The sequence below is a fragment of the Sphingomonas sp. So64.6b genome, from assembly GCF_014171475.1.
GTDB classification, from domain to species: domain Bacteria; phylum Pseudomonadota; class Alphaproteobacteria; order Sphingomonadales; family Sphingomonadaceae; genus Sphingomonas; species Sphingomonas alpina_A.
The window spans coordinates 1,046,272-1,069,563 of sequence record NZ_CP048817.1; the positions used below are offsets into that span (position 1 = coordinate 1,046,272).

The following is a 23,292-nucleotide window of genomic DNA, read 5'->3' on the forward strand; positions in this document are numbered from 1 at the left end:
TAACGATGCCCAAATTGATCACTGTGCCGGGCGCTCTCTATATCGTGATTATCGGCTTCGTGATCGCACTCGCCCACGCACTTTTCCTTGGGCTGCCAGCCTTTTTCGCCTTGCGAGACTATTGGCGGCTGCATTGGTGGAGTGCGGCGCTCGGCGGCGCGGTGGTCGCAGTGATTCCCATGATATTGCTCAACCTGACGCCGCCGGCATACGACATCTTCCGGCAAGGGGGCGTGACGTTGATCATCGATGGCACTTACACACGAGCCGGCCGGATCGATCTTGCCCGGCGCGTGAGCTGGCAGGCAATGATAGGGGCGGTCGCGGGGTTTGCATTCTGGCGCGCACTTCGAAGCTCGCCGTCGGTCTCACACCTTAACTGAATCGCCCTCGTGCTCGTGGCCGTCCCGGTCGAATGGGCGGTCTTCGCCCTAGCGCAGCCAACGCCGCATATGGGGGAAGGGCGAAGCACCTGTTTCCGCAGCCTGGCGAGGATCGACGGTCATGCCCCAATATTGCAGCATCGGCAGTCCGATATAGGCGCCGCCGGCATAGGTTTCCGCCAACTGGCTACCGCCACCGCGATAGCCGCCATCGTGAAACACTGTGGCGGGTTCGAGATCCATCGCGACTGCGGCGGCATAGGACCAGCACATCGCCGACATTTCCTCGGCCGGATCGGACTGGACATCGCACAAGGTTGGACGGATCGCGGGGTCGGTCACCGCGATATGCCCGGCCTCATGCAGCAGGTCGCCGGGCCAGGCGAGGCGCTCGGGATCGACGAGCAGCACGCCGTTGCGAATCGCCATGCCGGGCATGAAGGTCGCATCGCCAAGCGGCTCAACCGAGGTTGGGATGCCGATGCTTTCGACGAACGAGAGGATACGTTCGGTGATTTCGTCCGGGACGATGGCCGTGCTTGGGGTCGGGCTTTGCTTATCCATGTCTCGATCTACCTCAACATGGTGAAACGAAAAAGGGCGGCCCGTTGCCGGACCGCCCTTCGCGTTTGGTTGTGAAAACCGTTTAGCGCTTCGAGAACTGGAAGCTACGACGGGCCTTCGCCTTGCCGTACTTCTTGCGCTCGACCGTGCGGCTGTCGCGGGTCAGGAAACCGGCGGCCTTGACGGGCGCGCGCAGGATCGGCTCGAACTTGGTCAGCGCCTGGCTGATGCCGTGCTTGACCGCGCCGGCCTGGCCGGAAAGGCCACCGCCCTTGACCGTGCAGACGACGTCATAGGCGCCGTCACGCTCGGCAACGCCGAACGGCTGGTTGATCACGAGGCGCAGCGTCGGACGTGCGAAATACACTTCCTGGTCGCGGCCGTTGATCGTGATCTTGCCCGAACCCGGCTTGATCCACACACGAGCGACGGCGTCCTTGCGGCGGCCGGTCGCATAGGCGCGGCCCTGCTTGTCGAGGATCTGCTCGCGCAGCGGCATCGGCTCACGCACGACGACCGGAGCGGCCGGTGCGTATTCGTCACCGGCGAGAACCGGGGCCGAAGACGCGACGGGTGCCGGCTGATTGGTCAGGCCGGCGAGATCGGAAAGCGACTGGCGATTATCGGACATTAGTTGCCCACCTTGTTCTTGCGGTTCATCGAGCCGATGTCGAGAACCTCTGGGTTCTGTGCTGCGTGCGGATGCTCGGTGCCGGCGAAGACGCGCAGGTTGCGCATCTGCTGACGGCCGAGCGGGCCGCGCGGGATCATCCGCTCAACGGCCTTTTCGATGATCCGCTCGGGGAAACGACCCTCGAGGATCTTGCCCGCCGCGACGCCCTTGATGCCGCCGGCATAACCGGTGTGGCGGTAGTAGATCTTGCCCTTGAGCTTGTTGCCCGTGAAGCGGATCTTGTCGGCGTTGATGACGATGACATTGTCACCGCAATCGACGTGCGGGGTGAAGCTCGGCTTGTGCTTGCCGCGCAGGACATTGGCGATGATCGACGCTGCGCGACCGACCACCAGGCCGTCGGCATCGACGATATGCCACTTCTTTTCCACTTCGTGCGGCTTGACCGACTTGGTGGTCTTCATCAGCGCCTTCATGGGGCCAGGACCTTTATCGTTGAAACGGAACGCGCCGCCCAACAGGGGACGGCGCGATTGAGGCGGCTAATGATTGGAAGGGGTGTGAAAGTCAAGCGATCCGCGGGTTTCGTGACGGGTATCATGATACCGCCCTGTTCCGGCAGAGCTTAAAGCGCTTTCTTTCCGATCGCGTGCGCGGCGGAGGTGGCGGCGATCAGCAGCAGTGCGGCATTGACCTGATGCGCGACGGCGATGTCGATCTGCACGCCGCTGAGCAGAGTTGAGATGCCGAGCAGAATCTGGAAAATGACCAGGGCGATCACCGCATAGGCGGATCGCCGCCCGCCCGCGCTTGCCGCGCGCCAGGCCAGCGTGACCAGGCCCGCCGCCGCGACAAAGGCGAACCAGCGATGGATGAACTGGACCACGACCGGATTGTCGACCGCGTTGCTCCAGCCCGGGGTCATCATCGGCACGCCAGCGGGGAACAGGCCATCGCCCATCAGCGGCCAGCTCGAAAAGGCATATCCGGCATCGAGCCCGGCGGTGAACGCGCCGAAGACGATCTGCACGAACAGCAGGAGAAGCGCGGTTGCCGCCAGCGGGGTCAGCCGCGCCGGTGTGCTCAGCCGGTGCCGCGCGACCGCTCGCAGGTCGAACGCGGTCCACACGATGCCGGCGAGGATCACCAGCGCCGCGACCAAATGCACCGCGAGCCGCACATGGCTGACATCGGTGCGTACCGACAGGCCCGATGCGACCATCCACCAGCCGATCGCGCCTTGCAGGCCGCCGAGCGCGAGCAGCGCGGTCAACCGCCAGCCATAACCGGCCGGAATGCGCTTGCGCACCGCGAACCAGATCAGTGGCAGCGCGAACGCCATGCCGATCACCCGGCCGAGCAGGCGGTGAAGATATTCCCAGAAGAAGATCGCCTTGAACCCGGCGAGAGTCATGCCCTTGTTGATCAACTGATATTCCGGGATGCGCTGATAATTGGCGAACTCGGCGAGCCATTGTTCATGGGTCAGCGGCGGGATGATCCCGCTGATCGGTTTCCACTGTGTGATCGACAGCCCCGATTCGGTCAGCCGGGTGATGCCCCCGACCATCACCATCAACACGATCAGCACGGCGACCGCGAACAGCCAGATCGACAGGGCGCGCGGGCGCGCGGGATACAAGGTTGGGGATACCTGCAACATGCGGTGCGCCTAGCGCGAAACCTGCTGCGCGTCGATTACCGGCGAGCTGGATCGAACAGTCCGCTTCGGCACAAAAAAATCTCGATGATATATTGTAACCAGCGCATGATTGTGCCACATGGGCTGCACGATGTCGGAACATGTTCACCCCCGCTATCTCGGCTGGATCGAGTCGCATGCCGATCGCCTGGCGATCGGGCTATCGGGGCTGTGCATGGTGCACTGCCTGACCAGCGCGGTTCTGTTCGCGCTGCTATCGACGGCAGGCGGGCTGCTGCTCGCGCCGATCTTCCACGAAGTCGGCCTGACCATTGCGATCGGCTTCGGCATCATCGCGCTGGGTCGCGGTATCGTCACGCACGGCTATATGATGCCGGCAGCAGTCGGATCGATGGGCCTTGGCATCATGGCGGGCGCGATGACCCTGCCGCATGACGGCAGCGGCGGCGAGACGATCTGGACACTGGTCGGCGTCGGTATTCTCGCGCTCGGCCATGATCTCAACCGCCGCGCGGTGAACTGAGCTCCAACCTTGCCGATCGGGGCGACAACGCCTAGATTCATTCCCATGGCCGCGCATCATCATCACAACGAACCGCAAGGCGCCGATCTTGCCAAAGCGGCACAGGCGACGCTCGAGAAGTCGGGCGAGCAATGGACCGCGATGCGCGAGCAAATCTTCAAGGCGCTCGCCGGATTCGACAAGCCGGCTTCGGCCTATGACATCGCGGAGGCGGTGTCGAAATCCGAAGGGCGTCGCGTCGCCGCCAACAGCGTCTATCGTATCCTCGACCTGTTCGTGGCGTCGAACCTCGCGCGTCGCGTCGAAAGCGCCAATGCCTATGTCGCCAATGCGCATCCCGACTGCCTGCACGACTGCATTTTCCTGGTTTGCGACAGTTGCGGACAGACCGTTCATATCGACGACGACCATATCACCAAGGGCGTCCGCTCAGCCGCGGCCGCTACCGGCTTCTCGCCGGTGCGGCCGGTGATCGAAGTGCGCGGTACGTGCGCCGAATGCGAAACGCCGAGCTAGACGATCGACGACCTTTGCCAGACGACGAATATGGCGTTCTCAGTTGATGCCATCGCCTCTATCATCTTGCCATGATCGAAAGAGGGAAGTGTCAACAAATAGTCGATCACCGCTTTTTCGCCGGTTGCTCCCTGCGGGAAGGCGAAAAGCATTTGTCCATCGCTGCGGAAAAATAGCCACCACAGGTCAGCTCCCCATGGGCCGCTGTCGTTTGTCTCTATCGCGACCCCGGACAGGTCATGCTTGGCAGCACGCTTGGTCTGTGCCGCCGCATCGCTGACGCCAATGTGCTCACCGTCGAATGTGACGACCCACTTGCTTTCGGGTTCGGCCTTCCCGGACTTCTTTTTAAACCAGTCGAACATGTTCTGCTCCGTGCAACCACCGCAAGCCACGTATCAAGAAATAGGGCGACTGATTGGTCAGCGGTCGGGCGCTTGGGCATGGCAACGTCTTCGGTATAACATCCGTTCGTTTCGAGCGCAGTCGAGAAACCTTGCGCAGCGTTTTCCGCCTGTTTCTCGACTTCGCTCGAAACGAACGGGGAAGGAGGCGGGTGTGAATTGTCGCCACATGGTTCCGCTGATTCGCCTCAGACCAGCGCCTTCCCCATCCGGACGCCGGGCACCGGCGGTCCTTCCACCGTCATCTTCATGACCCGCTCGATCGGCTCGTATCCGCACGCCAGGTAAAGCGGTTCGCCCGACAGCGTCGCCATCATCTCGGCGCGCTTGAAACCGGCTGCACGCGCCGCCGCTTCGGACAGCGACAGGATCAGCCGGCCGACGCCGCGCCGCACGAAATCGGGGTCGGTATACATCGCGCGAATCCGCGCCGGCTCGGTTGCCGGGTCGAGCAGGCGATCGTCGCGCAATTCGGTGCTGTGATTGCCGCCATAGAGTGTCGCGCGGTGGCTCCAACCGCCACAGCCAGCGAGGCGAGCGCCGTCCTCGATCAGGAAATAGGTGCCGTCGGCGATCAGTTGCGTATCCAGGCCCATGCTCAGCCGGCTCGCCGCGACTTCTTCGGGCGACAGATAGGCACTCTGTAGTGAGTCGATCGCGCGGTTCATCAGGGCGGTGATGGCAGGGATGTCGTCGTGCGTCGCAAGGCGGTGGGAGAAGCTGCTCATCGCCCTATGTCGCCGCACGGTGGAGGGCGCGTCAAGAAGCGGTGCAGTTTGATCTGCGGCAATCGACACCCGTTTCCGCCTCGTCTAAGCTCATGTCATGTCTGACGTTCCAGAAACGCCGTTGCTCGACACGGTTCATACACCTGCGGATCTTCGCAAACTGCCGGTGGCCCAGCTGCGGCAACTCGCCGACGAGCTTCGCGCCGAAACCATTTCGGCGGTCGGCACCACCGGAGGGCATCTCGGTTCGGGACTCGGCGTGGTCGAACTGACCGTGGCGATCCATTATGTGTTCGACACGCCCGACGACCGGCTGGTGTGGGACGTCGGTCACCAATGCTATCCGCACAAGATACTGACCGGACGGCGAGATCGCATCCGCACCTTGCGCATGGGCGGTGGCCTGTCCGGCTTCACCAAGCGTAGCGAGAGCGAATATGACCCGTTCGGTGCGGCGCATAGTTCGACCTCGATCTCCGCCTCGCTCGGCTTCGCGATCGCCAACAAATTGTCGGGCAAGCCCGGCAAGGGTATTGCGGTGATCGGCGACGGGGCAATGTCGGCGGGCATGGCTTATGAGGCGATGAACAATGCCGCGCGCGCGGGCAACCGGCTGATCGTCATCCTCAACGATAACGACATGTCGATCGCGCCGCCTGTCGGCGGGCTGTCGGCCTATCTTGCGCGGATGGTGTCGTCGAGCGAGTATCTCGGCCTGCGTAGCCTCGCCAAGAAGCTGACGCGGAAACTCTCACGCCGGGTGCATCAGGCGGCGGAAAAGGCCGAGGAGTTCGCGCGCGGCATGGCGACCGGCGGGACTCTGTTCGAGGAGTTGGGCTTTTATTATGTCGGGCCGATCGATGGCCATAATCTCGACCATCTCATCCCGGTGCTGGAGAATGTCCGCGACGCAGCCGAAGGTCCGATCCTGGTCCATGTCGTGACCAAGAAGGGCAAGGGCTATGCCCCGGCCGAGGCCTCGGCGGATAAATATCACGGCGTGCAGAAATTCGACGTGATCACCGGCGCGCAGGCCAAATCGCCGCCGGGACCGCCCGCCTATCAGAATGTGTTCGGTGCGGCTTTGGTCGCGGAAGCGGCAAAGGACGACCGCATCTGCGCGATCACCGCGGCGATGCCGTCGGGCACGGGGCTCGACAAGTTCGCGGCGGCCTATCCCGATCGCTTCTTCGATGTCGGCATCGCCGAGCAGCACGCGGTGACCTTCGCAGCGGGGCTCGCGGCGCAGGGCATGCGGCCCTTCTGCGCGATCTACTCGACCTTCCTGCAGCGCGCCTATGATCAGGTCGTGCACGACGTTGCGATCCAGAATTTGCCGGTACGCTTCGCAATCGACCGTGCCGGGCTGGTCGGCGCCGATGGCGCGACTCATGCCGGCAGCTTCGACATTACCTATCTCGCGACCTTGCCCAATTTCGTCGTGATGGCCGCGGCGGACGAGGCCGAGCTGGTGCATATGACGCATACTTGCGTGATGCACGACAGCGGCCCGATCGCGGTGCGTTATCCGCGCGGCAATGGCACCGGGATCGCGCTGCCCGAGGTTCCGGAACGGCTCGAGATCGGCAAGGGCCGTATCGTGCGCGAAGGCAAGAAAGTGGCGATCCTCTCGCTCGGTACGCGCCTGGCGGAAGCGCTCAAGGCGGCCGATGCGCTCGACGCCAAGGGGCTGAGCACGACGGTCGCCGATCTGCGCTTTGCCAAGCCGCTCGATGAGGCGTTGATCCGCAAACTGCTGACCACGCATGAAGTCGCGGTGACGATCGAGGAAGCCTCGGTCGGCGGACTTGGCGCGCATGTGCTGACACTGGCGAGCGATACCGGCCTGATCGATGCAGGGCTGAAGCTGCGCACGATGCGCTTGCCGGATGTGTTCCAGGATCAGGACAAGCCGGAAAAGCAGTACGCCGATGCCGGATTGGATGCCGATGCGATCGTCGAGACGGTGCTGAAGGCACTGCGGCACAATAGCGGCGCGGTGATCGAGGGCGCGCGGGCCTAGCCTGCTATTTGCTCGCCACACTACCCGCCCGTTCGCCCTGAGCTTGTCGAAGGGCTGTTCTTCTTCATCTTGGTCGAGAGAAAGAAGAGCGGTGCTTCGACACGCTCAGCACGAACGGGGTGAGTGAGCGCTCTCATCATCCCGGAGGGATATGGGGCGCGCTCTATGCCCCCAGATAATGCTCCTGCGCGGCCTCGGTCGCGTTGATCGCGAGGATCGAGCGCGCGTCGCTTGGCTGGCGCGTCTTGCCGCGACGGTCGCTGCCTGCGGCGATGACGCGTTCGAGCAGTTCCTGCCCTTCACTCCACCAGCCGATACCGCTCGCCGCGTTCAAATGCCCCTGTTCCCCGGCGTCGACGAAATGGCTGCCCCAGGATACCGCCAAGCTGTGCGCGCGGTCGATATCGATCCATGGATCATCGCGGCTGGCGACGACGATCGAGGGGAAGGGCAGGGGCGTGGACGGCGTCGGGCCGAACGCCTTCAATTCATCCTGCGCCTTGGCACGATCGGCATCGGCCGGTGCGACCAGCAAGGCGCCCGCTACCGGCCAGCCATAGGGCTGGCGCGTCAGTTCCGCCCACCAGGCAATGGCGAGGCAGCCCAGGCTATGCCCGGCAAGGATCACCGGCGCCTGCGCCCGACGGATCGCCTGGTCGAGCTTGGTCACCCAGGCGTTGCGATGCGGCGTGTTCCACATGCCGAGCTCGACACGAACCGTGTCGGGCCGCGAGCTTTCCCATAGCGTTTGCCAGTGCGAGGGGCCTGAACCGCCCAGCCCGGGGACCGTCAAGATGGTCGGTTGCGCAGGGTCGAACGGCGAAAAGATGCCCATCTTCTGTCTCCCGAAAAATTGGTGAGAAGACGTGGCCGTGCTTTGCTCTAGGGGACGCCGAACAGCCACGCTTCCCAGTGCAAAAGGTATTCCTACTAATCTGATAGGCAATAGGGTGTGCGCCAGAATGCGCGCGCGTTGCGACAGCCGGAAAAACCTGCGCCGTTCATCGTAGAGAAAGGTTGGTTCGACCCGCGGTTCAGCCGATCGGGATGATCGTGGCCTGTGCAACAGCGGCAAGGACCGGATCCGAATCGCCGGATTCTGACCACACATCGGCCCGTACGATCACCTGTCTTTTGCCCGCCTTGATTACGCTCCCTTTCGCGCGCAGCCGGCTGCCCCTGGCGGGGGAGAGGAAATTGATGCTGTACGATCCGGTCAGGACATCGCCGGCGACTGAGCTTGCCGCCCAGGCACAGGCATTGTCGGCCATCAGCCCGATGATCGCGCCATGCGCGAAGCCGTGATGCTGAGTCATGTCGGGGCGCACATCAAGGGTCAGTTCCGATTCTCCTTGCCAGCACAGCACCGGCTCCACGCCAAGGAAATGGGTGAAGCCCGACGCGTCGACCGCAACCCGCTTCATATGGGCGATCGACTCTTCATTGCTGGCAAACGCGGTGCGGGTCATGGCTGGCTCCAATAAGTCTGTAAAACAGACTATATCCATGCTATCCCCTGCGCGGCAAGTTTCGTAACCGTCGGTGTCATGAAATCCTATCAGCCGTCCCGTTCGCCATGCCCGGTCGGTCGCGCCTCGCGTGTTATCGGCGATCGCTGGGCGCTGTTGATTCTGCGCGAGGCGTTCCTCGGTGCGGAGCGGTTCGACCAGTTTCTCGAGCGGCTCGACATTTCGCGCGCGGCGTTGAGTTCGCGGCTCGGCATCCTTGTCGCTGGCGGCGTTTTCGAACGCGTGCCGCCGGAGGGGAAGCGCGCGGTCTATCGCCTGACCGATGCAGGGCAAGCGCTGAAGCCGACCTATGAGGCGTTACGCGCCTGGGGCGATGCCTGGTTATTCGCGGGGGAGGACCGTGATGGCCAAGGCGCGCGTTGATCAATTGCTGGTCGATCGCGGCCTGGTCGAGAGCCGCACTCGGGCACAGGCGCTGATCATGGCCGGGCTGGTGTTCGCCGGCGAGCGTAAGATCGACAAGCCGGGCCAGACGATTGCCGACGATGTCGTACTCGATGTGCGTGGGCGCGATCATCCCTGGGTGTCGCGCGGCGGGATCAAGCTTGCGCATGGGCTCGACCATTTCGGCTGGGATGTAACCGGGATGGTGGCGATCGATGTCGGATCGTCGACCGGCGGCTTCACCGATGTGCTGCTCCAGCGTGGCGCGACGCGCGTCTATGCGGTCGATAGCGGCACCAACCAGCTCGCCTGGAAACTGCGCCAGGATGACCGCGTCATCGTCCATGAACAGACCAGCGCGCGGATCCTGACGGCCACGCACATTCCCGAGCCCATCGACCTGGTCGTGTGCGACGCGAGCTTTATCGGCCTCGCCAAGGTGCTCGACGTGCCGCTCGGATTCGCGCAGCCGGGCGCGCGGCTGATGGCGCTGATCAAACCGCAATTCGAGGCGGGGCGCGAGGAAGTGGGCAAGGGCGGCGTCGTGCGCGATTCCGCGATCCATCGCCGCGTCTGCGACGAAGTCGCGGCCTGGCTGGATGCGAAAGGCTGGACTGTATCCGGGGTGGTCGAAAGCCCGATCACCGGTCCCGAGGGCAATATCGAATTCCTGATCGCCGCTACTCGCCAATAGGGGCCGCGAATAGGACAGGAGCGAGACCGTCCTATTTTGTTCGCAGCTGCAGAATTTAACGCTCCGTTTCCGCGCTGATTCTTTATATATGGGCAACAATTGCCGTGGGGGCAGCATGGAAGGGCGATCGCGTTGAGGGAAATCGCATCGAGAGAGCAGCTGCGAATGGCGTATCTGCGCTGGGCAGTGGTCACTGTGCCTTTCATCATGCTGCTTGGCTTTGCGTCGGCGCGGATCGTGCCGACCGGGTCCGAAAACAGATGGTATGCAGCACTGGTCAAACCGGAAGCGACGCCGCCGAACTGGGCATTTCCGGTTGCCTGGACGACAATCTACATCCTGATGGGGCTCGCTCTGGCGATGATCATCCATGCGCGCGGATCGAAGTTGCGTGGCACGGCGATCATCCTGTTTGCGGCGCAGATGGTGGTCAATTTGGTCTGGAGCCCATTGTTCTTCGGTGCGCACCAGGTGTTCTGGTCGCTCATCGTGATCGGCGTGATGTTCGTACTCGCGCTGGCGACGACGATGATATTCGGCCGGATTCGCACCGCCGCGGCCTGGTTGTTCGTGCCCTATCTGGCCTGGCTGGTGGTCGCGGGAATCCTGACCTACAGGATCGATCAGCTCAACCCCAATGCCGCAACACTTGTGCCGTCATCGAGCAGCACCCAGATTAGCCTTTAGAACTTACCCGGGAATATTGACCATGCAGTCCGACAACAAGCTCTTCGACGATTTCGTGAAGTTCGTGAACGGCGCCGCCGGCACGCTCGCGGGCGTTGGCCGCGAAGCCGAGGCAGGCGCCCGTTCGCGCGCCAAGGAATGGATCGGCGGGCTTGATTTCGTGTCGCGCGATGAGTTCGAAGCGGTCAAGGCGATGGCCGCCGCCGCACGTGACGATGCCGATGCGCTGCGCGCGCGGCTCGACGCGCTCGAGGGCAAGGGCGCGGCGGACAAACCCGCCAGGAAGCCGAAAACCGGAGTCTGACCATCTTTTCCACAAGTTTTTCGAAATACTTGCCGATGTCCGGCTTGCATGAGATCATCTCCCCCGGCACCGCTGTGTTTATGAGCGATGCTGCTGGGGGTTTCGAGTGATGCTCGACGAAGCCGATTATGAACGCGACGACGCCGCGCCGATCGACATGCTCGAGAGCTATTTCGCGGCGCATGGCTGGGAACATGAGCGCCTCGAAGATGAAGTGATCGCCAAGGTCAAGGGCAGCTGGACCCAGTATGAGCTTCGCGCGCTGTGGCGCGACGAGGACAGCGTCCTGCAATTCCTCGCTTTCCCCGACATCCGCGTCACGGACGAGCGTCGCGCCGCAATCTACGAAGCGATCGGGCTGATCAACGAACAGCTCTGGGTCGGCCATTTCGAGCTCTGGTCGTCGAGTGGCATCCTGCTCTATCGCCACGCCGCGATGATTGAGGGCGATGGTGGGACCTTGTCGCTTGGCGCGGCCGAATTGCTGGTCGATTCCGCGATCGACGAGTGCGAGCGTTTCTATCCGGTGTTCCAGTTCGTCCTGTGGGGCGGCAAGAGCCCGAAGGAAGCAATGGCCGCCGCGATGACCGAGACGCAGGGCGAGGCGTGAGCATTTCGCGGCTGTGGATGGTCGGGTGCGGCAATATGGGCGGCGCGATGCTGCGCCAGTGGATCGCCAGTGGCGTGATTGCCGCCGACCGGGTCGATGTGGTCAATCGCGACGACCGCGACTTGCCGCCGGGCGTGCGCCAGGCACGCGACCTGCCCAACGCGCCGCTGCCCGATATGGTGATGCTTGGCATGAAGCCGCAGCAGATCGGCGACATCGCCGCGCGGTTCGCCGACCGGTTGACCGGCGTGCCGGTGCTGGTCTCGATCCTTGCGGGAGTCGAGGAAGCAAGCCTCGCCAACCGGTTTCAGGCCGGCGCGATCGTGCGGGCGATGCCCAATCTGCCGGTTGGTATCGGCAAGGGCGTGGTCGGGCTTCACTCCGATAGCGCAGGTCCGGTGGTGCGCGATGACATCGCCAGATTGATGGCACCGCTCGGTCTGGTCGAATGGATCGACGACGTCTCGTTGTTCGACGCCGTCACCGCGCTGGCCGGCAGTGGGCCGGGGTTTCTCTACCGCTTCATCGATGCACTGGCCGCCGGCGGCGTCGCGTTGGGCTTTTCCGCCGATCAGGCGCAGCGGCTCGCGGTTTCCACGGTTGAAGGATCGGCGCTGCTCGCCGCCGCCGCCGATGTTTCGCCTGCGGCACTGGCCGATCGTGTGGCGAGCCCGGGCGGTTCGACCCGCGAGGGGCTGAACATACTCGATCGCGACGATGCGCTACAGAAACTGCTCATCGAGACATTACAGGCCGCCACGCGGCGCAACGCCGAAATGGCGGCTGCCGCGCGCCAATAACGGCCTGCCGCCAGGGCAAGGACCGGGTACGAACGATCGCCTCGGAATTGTGTGCAAGACGACACAAAGCCTGTGCCTCAGTCACGCAGTCCTTCGACACGCGGCCGTTCCTCCGCCGGAATGAGCCCCTCGAGCACCGCCCAGAAGCCACCGACCGCTGCCTGTCCCGCACTCGCATAGGCGGCCGACAAGCGTTCGCGAAGCGCTTCGAACAATTCATTCTCCAGCGCGGTACCGTCCGCCGTCAACCGCAACAGGCGCTGCCGTCGATCGCGCTCGCCGGGGCGCACATCGATGAGCTTACGGTCTGTCAACTCATTGAGAACACGGCCCAAAGACTGTTTGGTTATCGCGAGCAGGCCGAGCAACTGGCTGACCGTCATGTCGGGCTGACGCGCGACGAAATAGAGCGCGCGGTGATGCGCGCGGCCAAGGCCCTGCGCCGCCAGCCCGCGATCGATCGCCCGGGTCAGGTGGCTGTTACCGAAATAAAGCAGTTCCACCCCGCGCCGGATTTCGGGCTCGCGGAGGAAAAGTGGTGAAGCGGAGGGGGGTGGGGCAGCCATGTTGACCCGTTTTGCCATCCGCCTTAGGCGTTCGCAACCAGTTTGCCATGATCCGATCCGGGTCCGGCGATCCCGACCGCCAGAGGAAGACCATGACCGCGACTACCGGCTTGTCGTTCGAATTCGAGGCCAACCCTTCGCCCGTCGCGGCGAATGAGCGAGCGGCGCGACTGGTCGACCCGGGTTTCGGCCGGGTCTTCACCGATCATATGGCGGTGGTGCGTTATACCGAGGGGCAGGGGTGGCACAGCGCCAAGATCCAGGCGCGCGCGCCGCTGCAGATGGATCCGGCCTCCTCGGTGCTGCACTATGCGCAGGAAATCTTCGAGGGCATGAAAGCCTATCGCCTCGCCGATGACGGCATCGCGCTGTTCCGGCCCGAGGCGAATGCGAAGCGTTTCCAGTCTTCGGCGCGGCGTATGGCGATGCCCGAATTGCCTGAGGAAATCTTTCTCGAATCGGTTCGCCGGCTGGTCGAGATAGACAAGGACTGGATCCCGGACAGCGATGGGGGCTCGCTTTATCTGCGACCCTTCATGTTCGCCAGCGAAGTGTTTCTGGGTGTGAAACCGAGCTCGGAATATCTCTACATCGTCATCGCCTCCTCGGTCGGCGCCTATTTCAAGGGCGGCGCGCCGAGCGTCTCGCTTTGGGTTTCGCAGGATTATACCCGCGCGGCACCCGGCGGCACCGGTGCGGCCAAGTGTGGCGGCAATTATGCGACCAGCCTGCTCGCACAGTCCGAGGCGATTCGTCACGGTTGCGATCAGGTCGTCTTCCTCGACGCGGTCGAGCGCCGCTGGATCGAGGAACTGGGCGGCATGAACATCTTTTTCGTGTTCGAAGACGGATCGATGGTGACTCCGCCGCTGACCGGCACGATCCTGCCCGGCATCACCCGCGATTCGATCCTCACATTGGCGCGTGATCAGGGCATCACGGTGCGCGAGGAGCCTTATTCGCTCGAGCAATGGCGCGCCGATGCAACAAGCGGCAGGCTGACCGAGAGCTTCGCCTGTGGGACAGCGGCGGTGGTCACGCCGATCGGCAAGGTCGCGACGCCCGAGGGCAGCTTCACGATCGGCAGCGGTTCAGCTGGGCAATTAACCTCGCAGATGCGCACCCGGCTGGTCGAGATTCAGCGTGGCCAGGCGCCTGATCCACATGGCTGGGTCTCGCGGCTCGACTGATCGGCGCTTTGCCCCTTTTCATGGGGCATAACCGGCTTTAAGGCCGCGCATTCTTGTTGGGGCGTCGCCAAGCGGTAAGGCAGCGGCTTTTGATGCCGCCATGCGCAGGTTCGAATCCTGCCGCCCCAGCCAGAGACCTGAAGCCGAGCGCGAGCAGACGCACTGCGGCACGCTTGCTTTCCCTGCATCGTCCCGCATTGGTTTGGCCTGTCGTTCGCGGCCGGTAATCCGGGAGCCGAATTGAGAAGCTCGTGCAGGTCTGAAATAGGCCTCAGAATCATCGTGCTTTCATGCCCTAAGTGCCGCTCATCCCGACTGTCGACGACAAACTTGTCCAAGCCAATACGGTAAAGGAATTGCTCAGCATAAATAATGGGATGCGGGGTTCTCCACACATTGTTTCAGAACCGTGGAAGACTTGTGTCAAGCAATTGACGCAGTTGACATCGCACCCCGATTTCGTCTCTCTGGCCGCGCGCCGCCTTGTATGTGGCGCCTGAAACAGGAGAGTTTATGCGTGTATTTCCAGCTGCTTCCGTCACGGCTTTGATTGCAGCGCTCGCGCTTGCCGGCTGCGGCAAGGGCGAAAAGCAGGTTTCCGCAGAGAATGCGTCGCTCGAAAGCGTCGCGAGCCAGGCGAAGGACGCGATCAAACTGGAACCCGGACAGTGGGAAATGACGTTTGAAATCGGCAAGATGGAAATTCCCGGCATGCCCGCCGGCGCGCCGCAGATGAAGCAGGCCGCGCAAACTTCATCGACCTGCATCACGCCCGAGCAAGCGGCCAAGCCCGCCGGTGACATGTTTGCCGGCAAGGGCGCCGGAGACTGCAAGTTCGACTCGTTCAACATGGCGGGGGGCAAGCTTGATGCGGTCATGTCGTGCAAATTGCCAAACATGCCGGGTCAATCGAAGACGACCATGGCGGGCACTTATTCGCCGACTGCGTTCAGCAATGAGATCACCTCGTCCGTCTCGGGTATGCCAGGTGGGCAGACCATGACGATGCAGGCCAAATCGTCCGGTCGTCGCACCGGCGAGTGCGTCGCCAAGGCGAGCTGACCCTGACCTATTGGGCTCCGGGGATTGGATGACGTGCCGATCCCCGGGGCTTTCACATCTGACCGATCGCGGCCTCGATCTTCATCACCGTACCCCAGTTGCGATTGGTGCCCACCGCGCCGAGCGATTTCAACCCGAAGCCGCCGATCAGCTTCGATCCCGCAATCTCGCCATTGCCGAACCAGCAATAGAAATCGCCGCTCGCCGATCGTTCGACACGCTCGACGCCTTGCATGCGCCGGTGCAACTGGTCGAGCCCATGATCGGGCAGCGGATCGCGCATTGCCCAGGCAATCACCCGCGACGGCGTTGCTTCGGCTTCGGCCTTGAATGGATTGCCGGCGATCAGGGTGCGCCATTGCGCCGCCGTCTTGACGATGACCTCGGTCGCGCGGCCATATTCCTCGGCACAGGCTGATTCGAGCTCGCGCGTCAGCCGATCCACGCTCTTATGCGACCGGAACAGCAGATTGCCGGTGGCGATCACGGTCCGGGCGTCGGCCCCGCCGACCGCTTCGGCGATACGCAGCAACGCTTCGCGCGTCAGCCGGCGATCGCCGATCACCATGCTTCGGAACAGGGCGATTTTGATCGGCATCCGATCGTTCAAGCGCCGGCAGGATCGCAAGACTGCGGGCCTAGGGTGCGTTCGGGCGAATTCATCATCGGGATATCGCATGAATCGAGGGCAGATATCGAGTTCATCAGAGTCAACTTCCAAGGCCCCATGGATGTCGCTGCTACGCGTCTCCTGAAAGCCGCATGGCTCGACCTTTGGGCCGATCTCGATACAAGAAGCAATCAGCCGCGAAGAGGTTTGTCATGTCCCGGATTTGCCTGTCGCTTGTCCTGCTGCTCGCCGCGCTTGGCTGGTCCGCGCCGGCAATGTCGAGCGGTGATTTCGGATGTTCGACCTCCTGGAAGCTGAAACATCGCGACATGACCGGTTGCGACAATATGGCGATCCTGTCGCCCGGCAACGATACGCGGGTGAATCTGGTGCTGTTGATCGGTCGAGGCGCTCCGAAACAAGGTGTGATCCTGCCGGAATCTGCAGCGAAACCGGGTGCCTTGTTCGATTGGGCGATGTTTGCGGGTTATAATTATTCCGGCCCGGAAACGACCGCCAATCTCAATTATGCCAATGGCGAGGGATCTCGCTGCCTGAGCAACCATTTCGGCACCGATGATTTCGTGGCGGCGGTCGAGGCGGAGCGCAAGGTCCCGCAGCGTGATCGGGACGAATTGGTCCGCGCCCGACGCGCGTTGCAACCGAACTGCGCGGGCGCGGCTGGAGCGGCGCCGATCGCTCAGGCCATCCAGTCGCCGCGCGGAAAGTTATTCGAGCGCTATCTGACCGGCGCGGCAGCCTTTTATGCGGGGGATTATGACGCCGCCGCCACAGCGTTCCGGGGCCTGGCTGGCGCGGACCAGGCATGGGTCGCGGAAACGGTGCGCTATATGCTGGCGCGCGTCGAAGTGAACCGTGCCCAGGTCGATGCCTTTGACGAATATGGCTCCCCCAAAGAGGGGTTTTCGGCTCAGGCCGGGATCATCGACGCGGCCGAGGCCAATCTGCGCGACTATCTCCGCGCCTATCCGCAGGGGCGCTACAGCAACTCGGCGCAAGGCTTGTTGCGGCGGGTCTATTGGCTTGGGCGGCGGACCGACAAGCTGGTGGCGGAATATGTCGCGCTGTTCAGGCTCGCGCCGGAAAAGCGCGGTATCGAAACCGCGGACCTTGTGCAGGAAGTGGACAACAAGCTCCTGCCGCTGCTCACCACAGCCAATACGACCGATCCGATCCTGCTTGCCGTGATCGATCTCGCGCGGATGCGCGGGCCCGATAGCGATAAGCCAACGGACTGCTGCGGCACGCCGCTCACGCTTGACGAACTACAGGCGCAGCGCGCGCATTTTTCCGGCAATCCGGCGCTGTTCGAGCATTTGCTTGCCGTGCATGCGCTGTTTATCGACAAGCGTCCTGCCGACGTCCTGCGGCTCATTCCGGATGCGGCGCGGCAGCGCGGGTTCGACTATCTCCAGTTCAGCCGGCAGATGCTGCGCGGCATGGCGCTAGAGCAAAGCCGGGATCGTAACGCGCGCGGTTTCTGGGTCGAGATGCTACCCGGCGCGACTTTGCCGTTCGAACGCCCTGCGCTCGAACTCGCGCTGGCGCTGCACGACGAACGCTCCGCTGGCCTCGAGCGTATCTTCGCCAAGGAATCGCCGGTTCGAACACCGGATATCCGCGAGATATTGCTCAAGAATGTCGCGGGGCCGCAATTGCTCCGACGTCAGGCCAGAGACGGCGGCATTTCGCGCCACGAACGCGGCGTTGCGCTTGCCACCTTGCTGTACAAGGAGATGGGGCATGGCTTGTATCAGGACTTTCTCGACGACCTGAAATCCGTGCCGGCCAATGCGTCGGTCGAGGGCAGCCTTTATGATTTTGCCGCGACCAATGATCCGCCATTGGGAGTCTTTCTGAAGTCCGGCAATATGGGGGATTATGGCTGCGCAACTTTCCGACAGACCATGATATCGCTGGCGAAGGCGCCGCGCGATGTGACGGCGCGTCTGTGCCTGGCCGAATTCGTGCGGGCGAACAATTTCGATCAGTCCGAGTTTGACCGTCAGCCACCCGCTGACCAACTTGGCGGCACGCAATCGCTGTTTCCGGGCGAGCCCTATTCGCGGCTGGAAGTCTATAAGTCGATTATCGCCGACCCGCAGGCGCCCGCACGCGGCAAAGCCTATTCGCTGTATCGCGCGATCCATTGTTACGCACCGGGTGGCAGCAACGAATGTGGTGGGACCGACGTACCGCGCGCGCAGCGCAAGGCCTGGTTCGCCCGCTTGAAGAAGGATTATCCATCGTCGGAGTGGGCGCAGGACCTGCGATATTATTGGTAATCGATGATCCGCGGAACGATCGCCCTGATCCTGCTTGCGGTCGCGAGCGTGTCGCAATCACCGGTTCCGGCGGACCGGGTCGACGCGCGTCGTTACGATGCGTTCTGGCTATGGGCCGGGGTCAAGCCGCAACCGGTCCTGAAGCAGGCGAAGCGGATCTATTTGCTGCAAGGGCAGGTCGAGGCAGGCGACCCGGTGCGGCTGGTGCAGCAGCGCCCCGCCGTGCCGCATATCATCGGCCGGGAAATATGGATGGTGGTGCGGGTTGAAACGCTGGCCTGGTCGCCGCAGATTCATCAGCAGGTGAGGGAGCAGCTTGCCCGGTGGCGTGCCGCCGGCAATCACGTGGCCGGGATCCAGATCGATTTCGACGCCCGTACACGCCATCTCGACCATTATGCCGTGTTCCTGGCGGACCTACGCCGCCGCCTGCCGGCCGATTGCCGGCTGGGCATCACCGGATTGCTCGACTGGAGCGCCAATGGCGATCCCAAGGGGCTCGACGCACTGGCCGGCACGGTCGATGAGATCGTGCTGCAAATCTATCAGGGCCGTCGGGTTATCCCGGGCTATGCGAGCTATCTCTCCCGGCTCGATCGCATGAAGACGCCGTTCCGGATCGGTTTACTGCAGGGCGGCGAGTGGCAGCCGCCCGCCGCGCTGGAATCAAATCCGAACTTCAGGGGCTATGTCGTCTTCCTGCAAAACGGCGCGGCCGAATGAGCCGCGCCGGTCGCCCGAGCGTCGACGATCAGGCGCCGATCAGTTCGCGCCCGATGAGGAAGCGGCGGATTTCATTGGTACCCGCGCCGATATCGTAGAGCTTGGCATCACGCAGGAAGCGTTCGACCGGCCATTCCCTGGTATAGCCGGCGCCGCCGAGCGCCTGAATCGCTTCAAGCGAGGTCTTCACGGCATTTTCGGAGGCAAGCAGGATCGCACCGGCTGCGTCGAAACGCGTGGTCTTGCCCGCATCGCAGGCGCGCGCGACGGCATAGACATAGGCGCGGGCAGAATTAAGCGCGACATACATGTCGGCGACCTTGGCTTGCATCAGCTGAAAGCTGCCGATCGGCGTGCCGAACTGTTTCCGCTCGCGGACGTACGGCAGGACCACGTCGAGGCATGCCTGCATGATGCCGATCGGTCCGCCGGCAAGCACGGTGCGCTCATAATCAAGTCCCGACATCAGTACACCGACGCCCCCGTTGACCGGACCCATGACATTCTCCGCCGGGACTTCGCAATCTTCGAAAACCAGCTCGGCAGTGTCGGAGCCGCGCATGCCCATTTTGTCGAGCTTCTTCGAGACCGAGAAACCGGCCATGCCCTTTTCGATCAGGAATGCGGTGATGCCGCGCGGACCCGCCTCGCCATCGGTCTTGGCATAGACCACGAGCGTGTCGGCCTCGGTCGAATTGGTGATCCAGAATTTGGTGCCGTTGAGCAGATAGCGGTCATTGCCCTGCAAGGTCGCCTTGAGCTTCATCGAGACGACGTCGGAGCCGGAACCGGCCTCCGACATGGCAAGGCTGCCGACATGTTCGCCGGAGATGAGTTTGGGGAGATACTTTGCCTTTTGCTCATCATTGCCCCAGCGGCGGATCTGGTTGACGCACAGGTTCGAGTGCGCGCCATAGCTGAGCCCGATCGAGGCGGAGGCACGGCTGACTTCCTCCATCGCTATGACATGTTCGAGATAGCCGAGGCCCAGGCCGCCCCATTCTTCCTCGACGGTAATGCCATGCAGGCCGAGTTCGCCCATTTCCGGCCAGAGCGAGCGGTCGAACTTGTTGTTCTCGTCGATCTCGGCGGCGCGCGGCGCGATCCGGTCGGTCGCGAACCGCTCGGTCGTGTCGCGGATCATGTCGGCATTCTCGCCCAGGTTGAAATCCAGGGTCATGCTCATTGTCGCTCTCCAGCACTCGGTTGAGCGTTCCTCCTACCCGCCGATCTGGCGATGCGCCACAGTGTCACTATGCCGATCAGCAGCCATAATATGTTCAACACGGTTGATGGCAGCGCGCCATGCCAGCCGCTGTTGACGATGAAACAGGCCGCCCCGAGCAGATTCATCCACTGGAACGCAGCGGACTGGCCGGTGAGCCGGCCCGCCGAGACCATCAGATAGGCGACGAGAATGAGGACGGCGCCGGTCCATCCCACAATCTCGATCGCAATGTTCAAGCGGCAAGATTCCTGAGGACGTACTGCAGGATGCCGCCATGGAGGAAATACTCCAGTTCGTTGACGGTATCGATGCGGCAGCGAGTCATGAAGGTCTCGATCGTGCCATTGGCGCGGGTCAGGGTGACCTCGACATCCTGACGCGGGCGGATCTCGGCGACCTTCATGATGGTGAAGCTTTCCGATCCGTCCAGTTCGAGCGTCTGACGTGTCACGCCATCGGCGAACTGCAGCGGCAGCACCCCCATACCGACCAGGTTCGAGCGGTGGATGCGCTCGAAGCTCTCGGTGATCACCGCGCGCACACCAAGCAGATTGGTGCCCTTTGCCGCCCAGTCGCGCGACGATCCGGTGCCATATTCCTTGCCCGCGATGACGACCAGCGGCACGCCGTCCGCCTTGAAGCGCATCGCCGCGTCGTAGATCGGCATGAGCTCGCCCTTGTACGACGACATGCCGCCTTCGATGCCGGGGACCATTTCGTTCTTGATGCGAATATTGGCGAAGGTGCCGCGCATCATCACGTCATGGTTGCCGCGGCGCGCGCCATAGGAGTTGAAGTCGGCCTTGCTGACCTGATGCTCCTGCAGGAAAACGCCGGCGGGCGAATCCGCCTTGATCGACCCGGCCGGCGAGATGTGATCGGTAGTGATCGAATCGCCGAGAATGGCGAGCGGCCGTGCCTCGATGATGTCCTGCACGGGAGCCGGGGTCATCGTCATGCCGTCGAAATAGGGCGGGTTGGCGACATAGGTCGACCCGGCGCGCCACTGATAGGTATCCGATCCTTCGATCTGGATTCCGCTCCACTTCGCGTCACCCTGATAGACATTGCCGTAACGCGCGCGGAACATCGAATCGTCGATGTTCGCGGCCATCAACTCGTTGATCTCGGCATTGGTCGGCCACACGTCCTTCAGGAACACGTCCTGCCCGTCCGAGCCCTGGCCAAGCGGCGTTTCGATCATGTCCTCGGTAACGGTGCCCTTGATCGCATAAGCGACGACCAGTGGCGGTGAGGCGAGGAAATTGGCGCGCACATCGGGCGACACACGACCTTCGAAGTTGCGGTTGCCCGACAGTACCGACGCGGCAACGAGGTCGTTCTCGTTGATTGCCGCCGACAATTCGGTCGCAAGCGGGCCGGAATTGCCGATGCAGGTGGTGCAGCCATAACCGACCAGGTTGAAGCCCATCGCGTTGAGATCTTCGGTCAGCCCGGCCTTGTTGAGATAGTCGGTGACGACCTGCGATCCCGGTGCGAGCGAGGTCTTGACCCATGGTTTGGAGCTCAGGCCGGCGGCGCGCGCCTTGCGTGCGACCAGGCCTGCGGCGACCAGCACGCTTGGGTTCGAGGTGTTGGTGCAGCTGGTGATCGCGGCGATCACGACATCGCCGTCGCCGAGGTCATGGTCGCGGCCCTCGACCGCGACGCGGGTTGGACGGTTCTTGTTGTAAAGCTTGAACAGGTCGCCGTTGAACACTTCGTCGACCTTGGACAGCGAGACGCGATCCTGCGGGCGCTTCGGCCCGGCGAGCGACGCGGTGACTGTACCCATGTCGAGTTCGAGCGTGTCGGTGAATACCGGATCGACGCTGTCCGCATCATGCCACAGGCCTTGCGCCTTGCAATAGGCCTCGACCAGAGCGACGGTTTCGTCGGGTCGGCCGGTCAGCTTGAGATAATCGATCGTCTTGGTGTCGATCGGGAAGAAACCGCAGGTCGCGCCATATTCGGGGGCCATATTGGCGATGGTCGCTCGATCGGCAAGCGTCATCGTGTCGAGGCCGGGGCCGTAGAACTCCACGAAACGTCCGACCACGCCCTTGGCGCGGAGCATCTGCGTGACGGTCAGCACCAGGTCGGTCGCGGTGATGCCCTCGGCCATCGCGCCGGTCAGCTTGAAGCCGACGACTTCGGGAATGAGCATCGAGACCGGCTGGCCGAGCATTGCCGCTTCGGCTTCGATTCCGCCGACGCCCCAGCCGAGCACGCCCATGCCATTGACCATCGTGGTGTGGCTGTCGGTGCCGACCAATGTGTCGGGATAAGCGATGGTGGTGCCGTCGCCATAATCGCCGACGCTGTCGGTCGACCACACGCCGCGGCCGATATATTCCAGGTTCACCTGATGGCAGATGCCGGTGCCGGGGGGGACGACCGAGAAATTGTCGAGCGCCTTGGAGCCCCATTTGAGGAACTCGTAACGCTCCATGTTGCGGCTATATTCGAGATCGACATTGTCGGTGAACGCCTTGGGCGTGCCGAATTCATCGACCATCACCGAGTGATCGATGACCAGATGGACCGGTACCAGCGGGTTGATCTTGGCCGCGTCGCCGCCGAGCTTGGTGATCGCGTCGCGCATCGCTGCGAGATCGACCACGCAGGGAACGCCGGTGAAATCCTGCATCAGCACGCGCGCCGGGCGATACTGGATTTCGCGGTCGGAGCGGCGCTCCTGCTGCCAGTCGATGATCGCCTGCACATCGTCGGTGGTGACCGTCTTGCCGTCCTCGAAACGCAGCATGTTCTCGAGCAGCACCTTCATCGAGAAGGGCAGGCGCGAAATGTCGCCATATTTCTCCGCCGCGGTGGCGAGCGAATAATAATCGTAGGACTTGCCACCAACGGTGAGGGTCTTGCGAGCGGAGAGCGTGTCCTGGCCGATGGCGGTCATGTGGCGGAGAGTCCTTCCCGTTGTGCTCAGCCGGAGCGCGGCGGGGAGGCGGGACGTAAAGGCCCGCGCGGGCGCGCTAGCGGCATGTGCGAATGCCTAGAGGCGGGCGGGCTTTAGCAAGGGGGTGGGGCGGGGGGAAGGGCTGGTTGGATGCAGCGGTCATTCTCATCCTGACGTGATGTTCCGAGCAATTTCGATGCGCGCCGGATAGCGGTGGACGACGACGACTGAATCGCGTGGATTG

Annotated in this window: 27 protein-coding genes and 1 tRNA gene; 15 read left to right on the forward strand and 13 right to left on the reverse strand. The window is 63.0% G+C overall.

The window, feature by feature from the left end; all coding sequences use genetic code 11:
- Window positions 1–5 precede the first annotated feature (5 nt).
- On the forward strand, window positions 6–383 hold the full coding sequence (locus G4G27_RS04875; RefSeq protein ID WP_183112299.1) for a hypothetical protein: 378 nt from the start codon (window positions 6–8) through the stop codon (window positions 381–383).
- Between the two features lie 48 nt (window positions 384–431).
- Here the strand turns inward: G4G27_RS04875 and G4G27_RS04880 are convergent, their stop codons facing one another.
- The 4 genes from G4G27_RS04880 to G4G27_RS04895 form a co-directional block, all read right to left on the reverse strand.
- Window positions 432–947, reverse strand: coding sequence for a hypothetical protein (locus tag G4G27_RS04880; RefSeq protein ID WP_183112300.1), 516 nt, complete (start codon window positions 945–947; stop codon window positions 432–434).
- Between the two features lie 82 nt (window positions 948–1,029).
- On the reverse strand, window positions 1,030–1,578 hold the full coding sequence (gene rpsI / locus G4G27_RS04885) for a 30S ribosomal protein S9 (protein ID WP_183112301.1): 549 nt from the start codon (window positions 1,576–1,578) through the stop codon (window positions 1,030–1,032).
- Window positions 1,578–2,057: a 50S ribosomal protein L13 gene (rplM, locus tag G4G27_RS04890; RefSeq protein ID WP_183112302.1), complete on the reverse strand. Its 480-nt coding sequence runs from the start codon at window positions 2,055–2,057 to the stop codon at window positions 1,578–1,580. The genes rpsI and rplM overlap by 1 nt, the downstream gene beginning before the upstream one ends.
- Before the next feature lie 149 nt (window positions 2,058–2,206).
- Entirely contained in the window at window positions 2,207–3,244 is a 1,038-nt protein-coding gene (locus G4G27_RS04895; RefSeq protein ID WP_183112303.1) for a COX15/CtaA family protein, read from the reverse strand.
- A gap of 130 nt (window positions 3,245–3,374) precedes the next feature.
- On the opposite strand from G4G27_RS04895, the gene G4G27_RS04900 reads away from it, so the two are divergent.
- Window positions 3,375–3,767, forward strand: coding sequence for a MerC domain-containing protein (locus tag G4G27_RS04900; protein WP_183112304.1), 393 nt, complete (start codon window positions 3,375–3,377; stop codon window positions 3,765–3,767).
- Between the two features lie 45 nt (window positions 3,768–3,812).
- Complete coding sequence (locus G4G27_RS04905) at window positions 3,813–4,283, forward strand: transcriptional repressor (RefSeq protein ID WP_183112305.1); 471 nt, start codon at window positions 3,813–3,815, stop codon at window positions 4,281–4,283.
- Here G4G27_RS04905 and G4G27_RS04910 read toward each other — a convergent pair.
- A complete protein-coding gene (locus G4G27_RS04910; protein ID WP_183112306.1) occupies window positions 4,280–4,648 on the reverse strand; it encodes a hypothetical protein in 369 nt (122 codons plus the stop codon). The two genes, G4G27_RS04905 and G4G27_RS04910, sit on opposite strands and share 4 nt — an antisense overlap.
- 227 nt (window positions 4,649–4,875) lie before the next feature.
- A complete protein-coding gene (locus G4G27_RS04915) occupies window positions 4,876–5,415 on the reverse strand; it encodes a GNAT family N-acetyltransferase (protein ID WP_183112307.1) in 540 nt (179 codons plus the stop codon).
- 97 nt (window positions 5,416–5,512) lie between these two features.
- Here G4G27_RS04915 and dxs point away from each other — a divergent pair, with 97 nt between their 5' ends.
- Window positions 5,513–7,438, forward strand: a complete 1,926-nt coding sequence (gene dxs / locus G4G27_RS04920) for a 1-deoxy-D-xylulose-5-phosphate synthase (protein WP_183112308.1) — start codon at window positions 5,513–5,515, stop codon at window positions 7,436–7,438.
- A gap of 163 nt (window positions 7,439–7,601) precedes the next feature.
- Here dxs and G4G27_RS04925 read toward each other — a convergent pair whose 3' ends face one another.
- Window positions 7,602–8,273: an alpha/beta hydrolase gene (locus G4G27_RS04925; protein ID WP_183112309.1), complete on the reverse strand. Its 672-nt coding sequence runs from the start codon at window positions 8,271–8,273 to the stop codon at window positions 7,602–7,604.
- A 199-nt stretch (window positions 8,274–8,472) separates the two neighbouring features.
- Entirely contained in the window at window positions 8,473–8,907 is a 435-nt protein-coding gene (locus G4G27_RS04930; protein ID WP_183112310.1) for a PaaI family thioesterase, read from the reverse strand.
- A gap of 78 nt (window positions 8,908–8,985) precedes the next feature.
- Between G4G27_RS04930 and G4G27_RS04935 the strand changes: the two genes are divergently transcribed.
- From G4G27_RS04935 to G4G27_RS04960, 6 genes are all read left to right on the forward strand, one after another.
- Entirely contained in the window at window positions 8,986–9,330 is a 345-nt protein-coding gene (locus G4G27_RS04935) for a helix-turn-helix domain-containing protein (RefSeq protein WP_183112311.1), read from the forward strand.
- On the forward strand, window positions 9,311–10,045 hold the full coding sequence (locus tag G4G27_RS04940) for a TlyA family RNA methyltransferase (protein ID WP_183112312.1): 735 nt from the start codon (window positions 9,311–9,313) through the stop codon (window positions 10,043–10,045). Before G4G27_RS04935 ends, G4G27_RS04940 begins: the two co-directional genes overlap by 20 nt.
- 165 nt (window positions 10,046–10,210) lie before the next feature.
- Window positions 10,211–10,732 (forward strand): TspO/MBR family protein, encoded by a 522-nt coding sequence (locus G4G27_RS04945; RefSeq protein ID WP_183112313.1) that lies wholly within the window; start codon window positions 10,211–10,213, stop codon window positions 10,730–10,732.
- A gap of 22 nt (window positions 10,733–10,754) precedes the next feature.
- Window positions 10,755–11,036, forward strand: coding sequence for an accessory factor UbiK family protein (locus tag G4G27_RS04950; protein ID WP_183112314.1), 282 nt, complete (start codon window positions 10,755–10,757; stop codon window positions 11,034–11,036).
- Window positions 11,037–11,145: 109 nt separating this feature from the next.
- Complete coding sequence (locus G4G27_RS04955; RefSeq protein ID WP_183113623.1) at window positions 11,146–11,646, forward strand: YbjN domain-containing protein; 501 nt, start codon at window positions 11,146–11,148, stop codon at window positions 11,644–11,646.
- A gap of 35 nt (window positions 11,647–11,681) precedes the next feature.
- On the forward strand, window positions 11,682–12,446 hold the full coding sequence (locus tag G4G27_RS04960; RefSeq protein WP_244624676.1) for a pyrroline-5-carboxylate reductase dimerization domain-containing protein: 765 nt from the start codon (window positions 11,682–11,684) through the stop codon (window positions 12,444–12,446).
- A 77-nt stretch (window positions 12,447–12,523) separates the two neighbouring features.
- Here G4G27_RS04960 and G4G27_RS04965 read toward each other — a convergent pair whose 3' ends face one another.
- Window positions 12,524–13,012, reverse strand: coding sequence for a helix-turn-helix domain-containing protein (locus G4G27_RS04965; RefSeq protein ID WP_183112315.1), 489 nt, complete (start codon window positions 13,010–13,012; stop codon window positions 12,524–12,526).
- Between the two features lie 92 nt (window positions 13,013–13,104).
- Here G4G27_RS04965 and G4G27_RS04970 point away from each other — a divergent pair, with 92 nt between their 5' ends.
- From G4G27_RS04970 to G4G27_RS04980, 3 genes are all read left to right on the forward strand, one after another.
- Window positions 13,105–14,202 carry a branched-chain amino acid aminotransferase gene (locus G4G27_RS04970; RefSeq protein WP_183112316.1) on the forward strand — a complete coding sequence of 366 codons (1,098 nt, stop codon included), beginning with the start codon at window positions 13,105–13,107 and terminating at the stop codon, window positions 14,200–14,202.
- Window positions 14,203–14,259: 57 nt separating this feature from the next.
- Window positions 14,260–14,334 (forward strand) — tRNA-Gln (locus tag G4G27_RS04975).
- 357 nt (window positions 14,335–14,691) lie between these two features.
- The gene (locus tag G4G27_RS04980; RefSeq protein WP_183112317.1) at window positions 14,692–15,264 is read left to right on the forward strand and encodes a DUF3617 domain-containing protein; all 573 of its coding nucleotides are present in this window, start codon (window positions 14,692–14,694) and stop codon (window positions 15,262–15,264) included.
- A 52-nt stretch (window positions 15,265–15,316) separates the two neighbouring features.
- On the opposite strand, the gene G4G27_RS04985 is transcribed toward G4G27_RS04980, so the two are convergent.
- Window positions 15,317–15,862, reverse strand: a complete 546-nt coding sequence (locus tag G4G27_RS04985) for a DUF1697 domain-containing protein (RefSeq protein WP_183112318.1) — start codon at window positions 15,860–15,862, stop codon at window positions 15,317–15,319.
- Window positions 15,863–16,086: 224 nt separating this feature from the next.
- Between G4G27_RS04985 and G4G27_RS04990 the strand changes: the two genes are divergently transcribed.
- Window positions 16,087–18,180 carry an outer membrane assembly lipoprotein YfiO gene (locus G4G27_RS04990; protein ID WP_183112319.1) on the forward strand — a complete coding sequence of 698 codons (2,094 nt, stop codon included), beginning with the start codon at window positions 16,087–16,089 and terminating at the stop codon, window positions 18,178–18,180.
- A 3-nt stretch (window positions 18,181–18,183) separates the two neighbouring features.
- Window positions 18,184–18,903: a DUF3142 domain-containing protein gene (locus G4G27_RS04995; protein WP_183112320.1), complete on the forward strand. Its 720-nt coding sequence runs from the start codon at window positions 18,184–18,186 to the stop codon at window positions 18,901–18,903.
- A 28-nt stretch (window positions 18,904–18,931) separates the two neighbouring features.
- Here G4G27_RS04995 and G4G27_RS05000 read toward each other — a convergent pair whose 3' ends face one another.
- Genes G4G27_RS05000 through acnA form a run of 3 tightly spaced genes read right to left on the reverse strand, consistent with a single transcriptional unit; the run spans window position 18,932 to window position 23,048 of the window.
- A complete protein-coding gene (locus tag G4G27_RS05000; RefSeq protein ID WP_202049690.1) occupies window positions 18,932–20,083 on the reverse strand; it encodes an isovaleryl-CoA dehydrogenase in 1,152 nt (383 codons plus the stop codon).
- Window positions 20,084–20,085: 2 nt separating this feature from the next.
- Window positions 20,086–20,367 carry a hypothetical protein gene (locus tag G4G27_RS05005; protein ID WP_183112322.1) on the reverse strand — a complete coding sequence of 94 codons (282 nt, stop codon included), beginning with the start codon at window positions 20,365–20,367 and terminating at the stop codon, window positions 20,086–20,088.
- Window positions 20,364–23,048 carry an aconitate hydratase AcnA gene (acnA, locus tag G4G27_RS05010; RefSeq protein ID WP_183112323.1) on the reverse strand — a complete coding sequence of 895 codons (2,685 nt, stop codon included), beginning with the start codon at window positions 23,046–23,048 and terminating at the stop codon, window positions 20,364–20,366. Before acnA ends, G4G27_RS05005 begins: the two co-directional genes overlap by 4 nt.
- Between the last annotated feature and the right edge of the window lie 244 nt (window positions 23,049–23,292).

What these genes read in the sequence shown, in the direction of transcription:
- G4G27_RS04995 (WP_183112320.1), top strand. Translation starts at nt 18,184, where the DNA reads ATGATCCGCGGAACGATCGCCCTGATCCTGCTTGCGGTCGCGAGCGTG.
- G4G27_RS04875 (WP_183112299.1), top strand. Translation starts at nt 6, where the DNA reads ATGCCCAAATTGATCACTGTGCCGGGCGCTCTCTATATCGTGATTATC.
- G4G27_RS04965 (WP_183112315.1), bottom strand. Translation starts at nt 13,012, where the DNA reads ATGGCTGCCCCACCCCCCTCCGCTTCACCACTTTTCCTCCGCGAGCCC.
- G4G27_RS04950 (WP_183112314.1), top strand. Translation starts at nt 10,755, where the DNA reads ATGCAGTCCGACAACAAGCTCTTCGACGATTTCGTGAAGTTCGTGAAC.
- G4G27_RS04970 (WP_183112316.1), top strand. Translation starts at nt 13,105, where the DNA reads ATGACCGCGACTACCGGCTTGTCGTTCGAATTCGAGGCCAACCCTTCG.
- G4G27_RS04905 (WP_183112305.1), top strand. Translation starts at nt 3,813, where the DNA reads ATGGCCGCGCATCATCATCACAACGAACCGCAAGGCGCCGATCTTGCC.
- G4G27_RS04915 (WP_183112307.1), bottom strand. Translation starts at nt 5,415, where the DNA reads ATGAGCAGCTTCTCCCACCGCCTTGCGACGCACGACGACATCCCTGCC.
- G4G27_RS04930 (WP_183112310.1), bottom strand. Translation starts at nt 8,907, where the DNA reads ATGACCCGCACCGCGTTTGCCAGCAATGAAGAGTCGATCGCCCATATG.
- dxs (WP_183112308.1), top strand. Translation starts at nt 5,513, where the DNA reads ATGTCTGACGTTCCAGAAACGCCGTTGCTCGACACGGTTCATACACCT.
- G4G27_RS04910 (WP_183112306.1), bottom strand. Translation starts at nt 4,648, where the DNA reads ATGTTCGACTGGTTTAAAAAGAAGTCCGGGAAGGCCGAACCCGAAAGC.
- G4G27_RS04940 (WP_183112312.1), top strand. Translation starts at nt 9,311, where the DNA reads ATGGCCAAGGCGCGCGTTGATCAATTGCTGGTCGATCGCGGCCTGGTC.
- acnA (WP_183112323.1), bottom strand. Translation starts at nt 23,048, where the DNA reads ATGACCGCCATCGGCCAGGACACGCTCTCCGCTCGCAAGACCCTCACC.
- G4G27_RS04880 (WP_183112300.1), bottom strand. Translation starts at nt 947, where the DNA reads ATGGATAAGCAAAGCCCGACCCCAAGCACGGCCATCGTCCCGGACGAA.
- G4G27_RS05000 (WP_202049690.1), bottom strand. Translation starts at nt 20,083, where the DNA reads ATGACCCTGGATTTCAACCTGGGCGAGAATGCCGACATGATCCGCGAC.
- G4G27_RS04900 (WP_183112304.1), top strand. Translation starts at nt 3,375, where the DNA reads ATGTCGGAACATGTTCACCCCCGCTATCTCGGCTGGATCGAGTCGCAT.
- G4G27_RS04895 (WP_183112303.1), bottom strand. Translation starts at nt 3,244, where the DNA reads ATGTTGCAGGTATCCCCAACCTTGTATCCCGCGCGCCCGCGCGCCCTG.
- G4G27_RS04945 (WP_183112313.1), top strand. Translation starts at nt 10,211, where the DNA reads ATGGCGTATCTGCGCTGGGCAGTGGTCACTGTGCCTTTCATCATGCTG.
- rpsI (WP_183112301.1), bottom strand. Translation starts at nt 1,578, where the DNA reads ATGTCCGATAATCGCCAGTCGCTTTCCGATCTCGCCGGCCTGACCAAT.
- G4G27_RS04955 (WP_183113623.1), top strand. Translation starts at nt 11,146, where the DNA reads ATGCTCGACGAAGCCGATTATGAACGCGACGACGCCGCGCCGATCGAC.
- rplM (WP_183112302.1), bottom strand. Translation starts at nt 2,057, where the DNA reads ATGAAGGCGCTGATGAAGACCACCAAGTCGGTCAAGCCGCACGAAGTG.
- G4G27_RS04985 (WP_183112318.1), bottom strand. Translation starts at nt 15,862, where the DNA reads ATGCCGATCAAAATCGCCCTGTTCCGAAGCATGGTGATCGGCGATCGC.
- G4G27_RS04925 (WP_183112309.1), bottom strand. Translation starts at nt 8,273, where the DNA reads ATGGGCATCTTTTCGCCGTTCGACCCTGCGCAACCGACCATCTTGACG.
- G4G27_RS04935 (WP_183112311.1), top strand. Translation starts at nt 8,986, where the DNA reads ATGAAATCCTATCAGCCGTCCCGTTCGCCATGCCCGGTCGGTCGCGCC.
- G4G27_RS04990 (WP_183112319.1), top strand. Translation starts at nt 16,087, where the DNA reads ATGTCCCGGATTTGCCTGTCGCTTGTCCTGCTGCTCGCCGCGCTTGGC.
- G4G27_RS04960 (WP_244624676.1), top strand. Translation starts at nt 11,682, where the DNA reads ATGGGCGGCGCGATGCTGCGCCAGTGGATCGCCAGTGGCGTGATTGCC.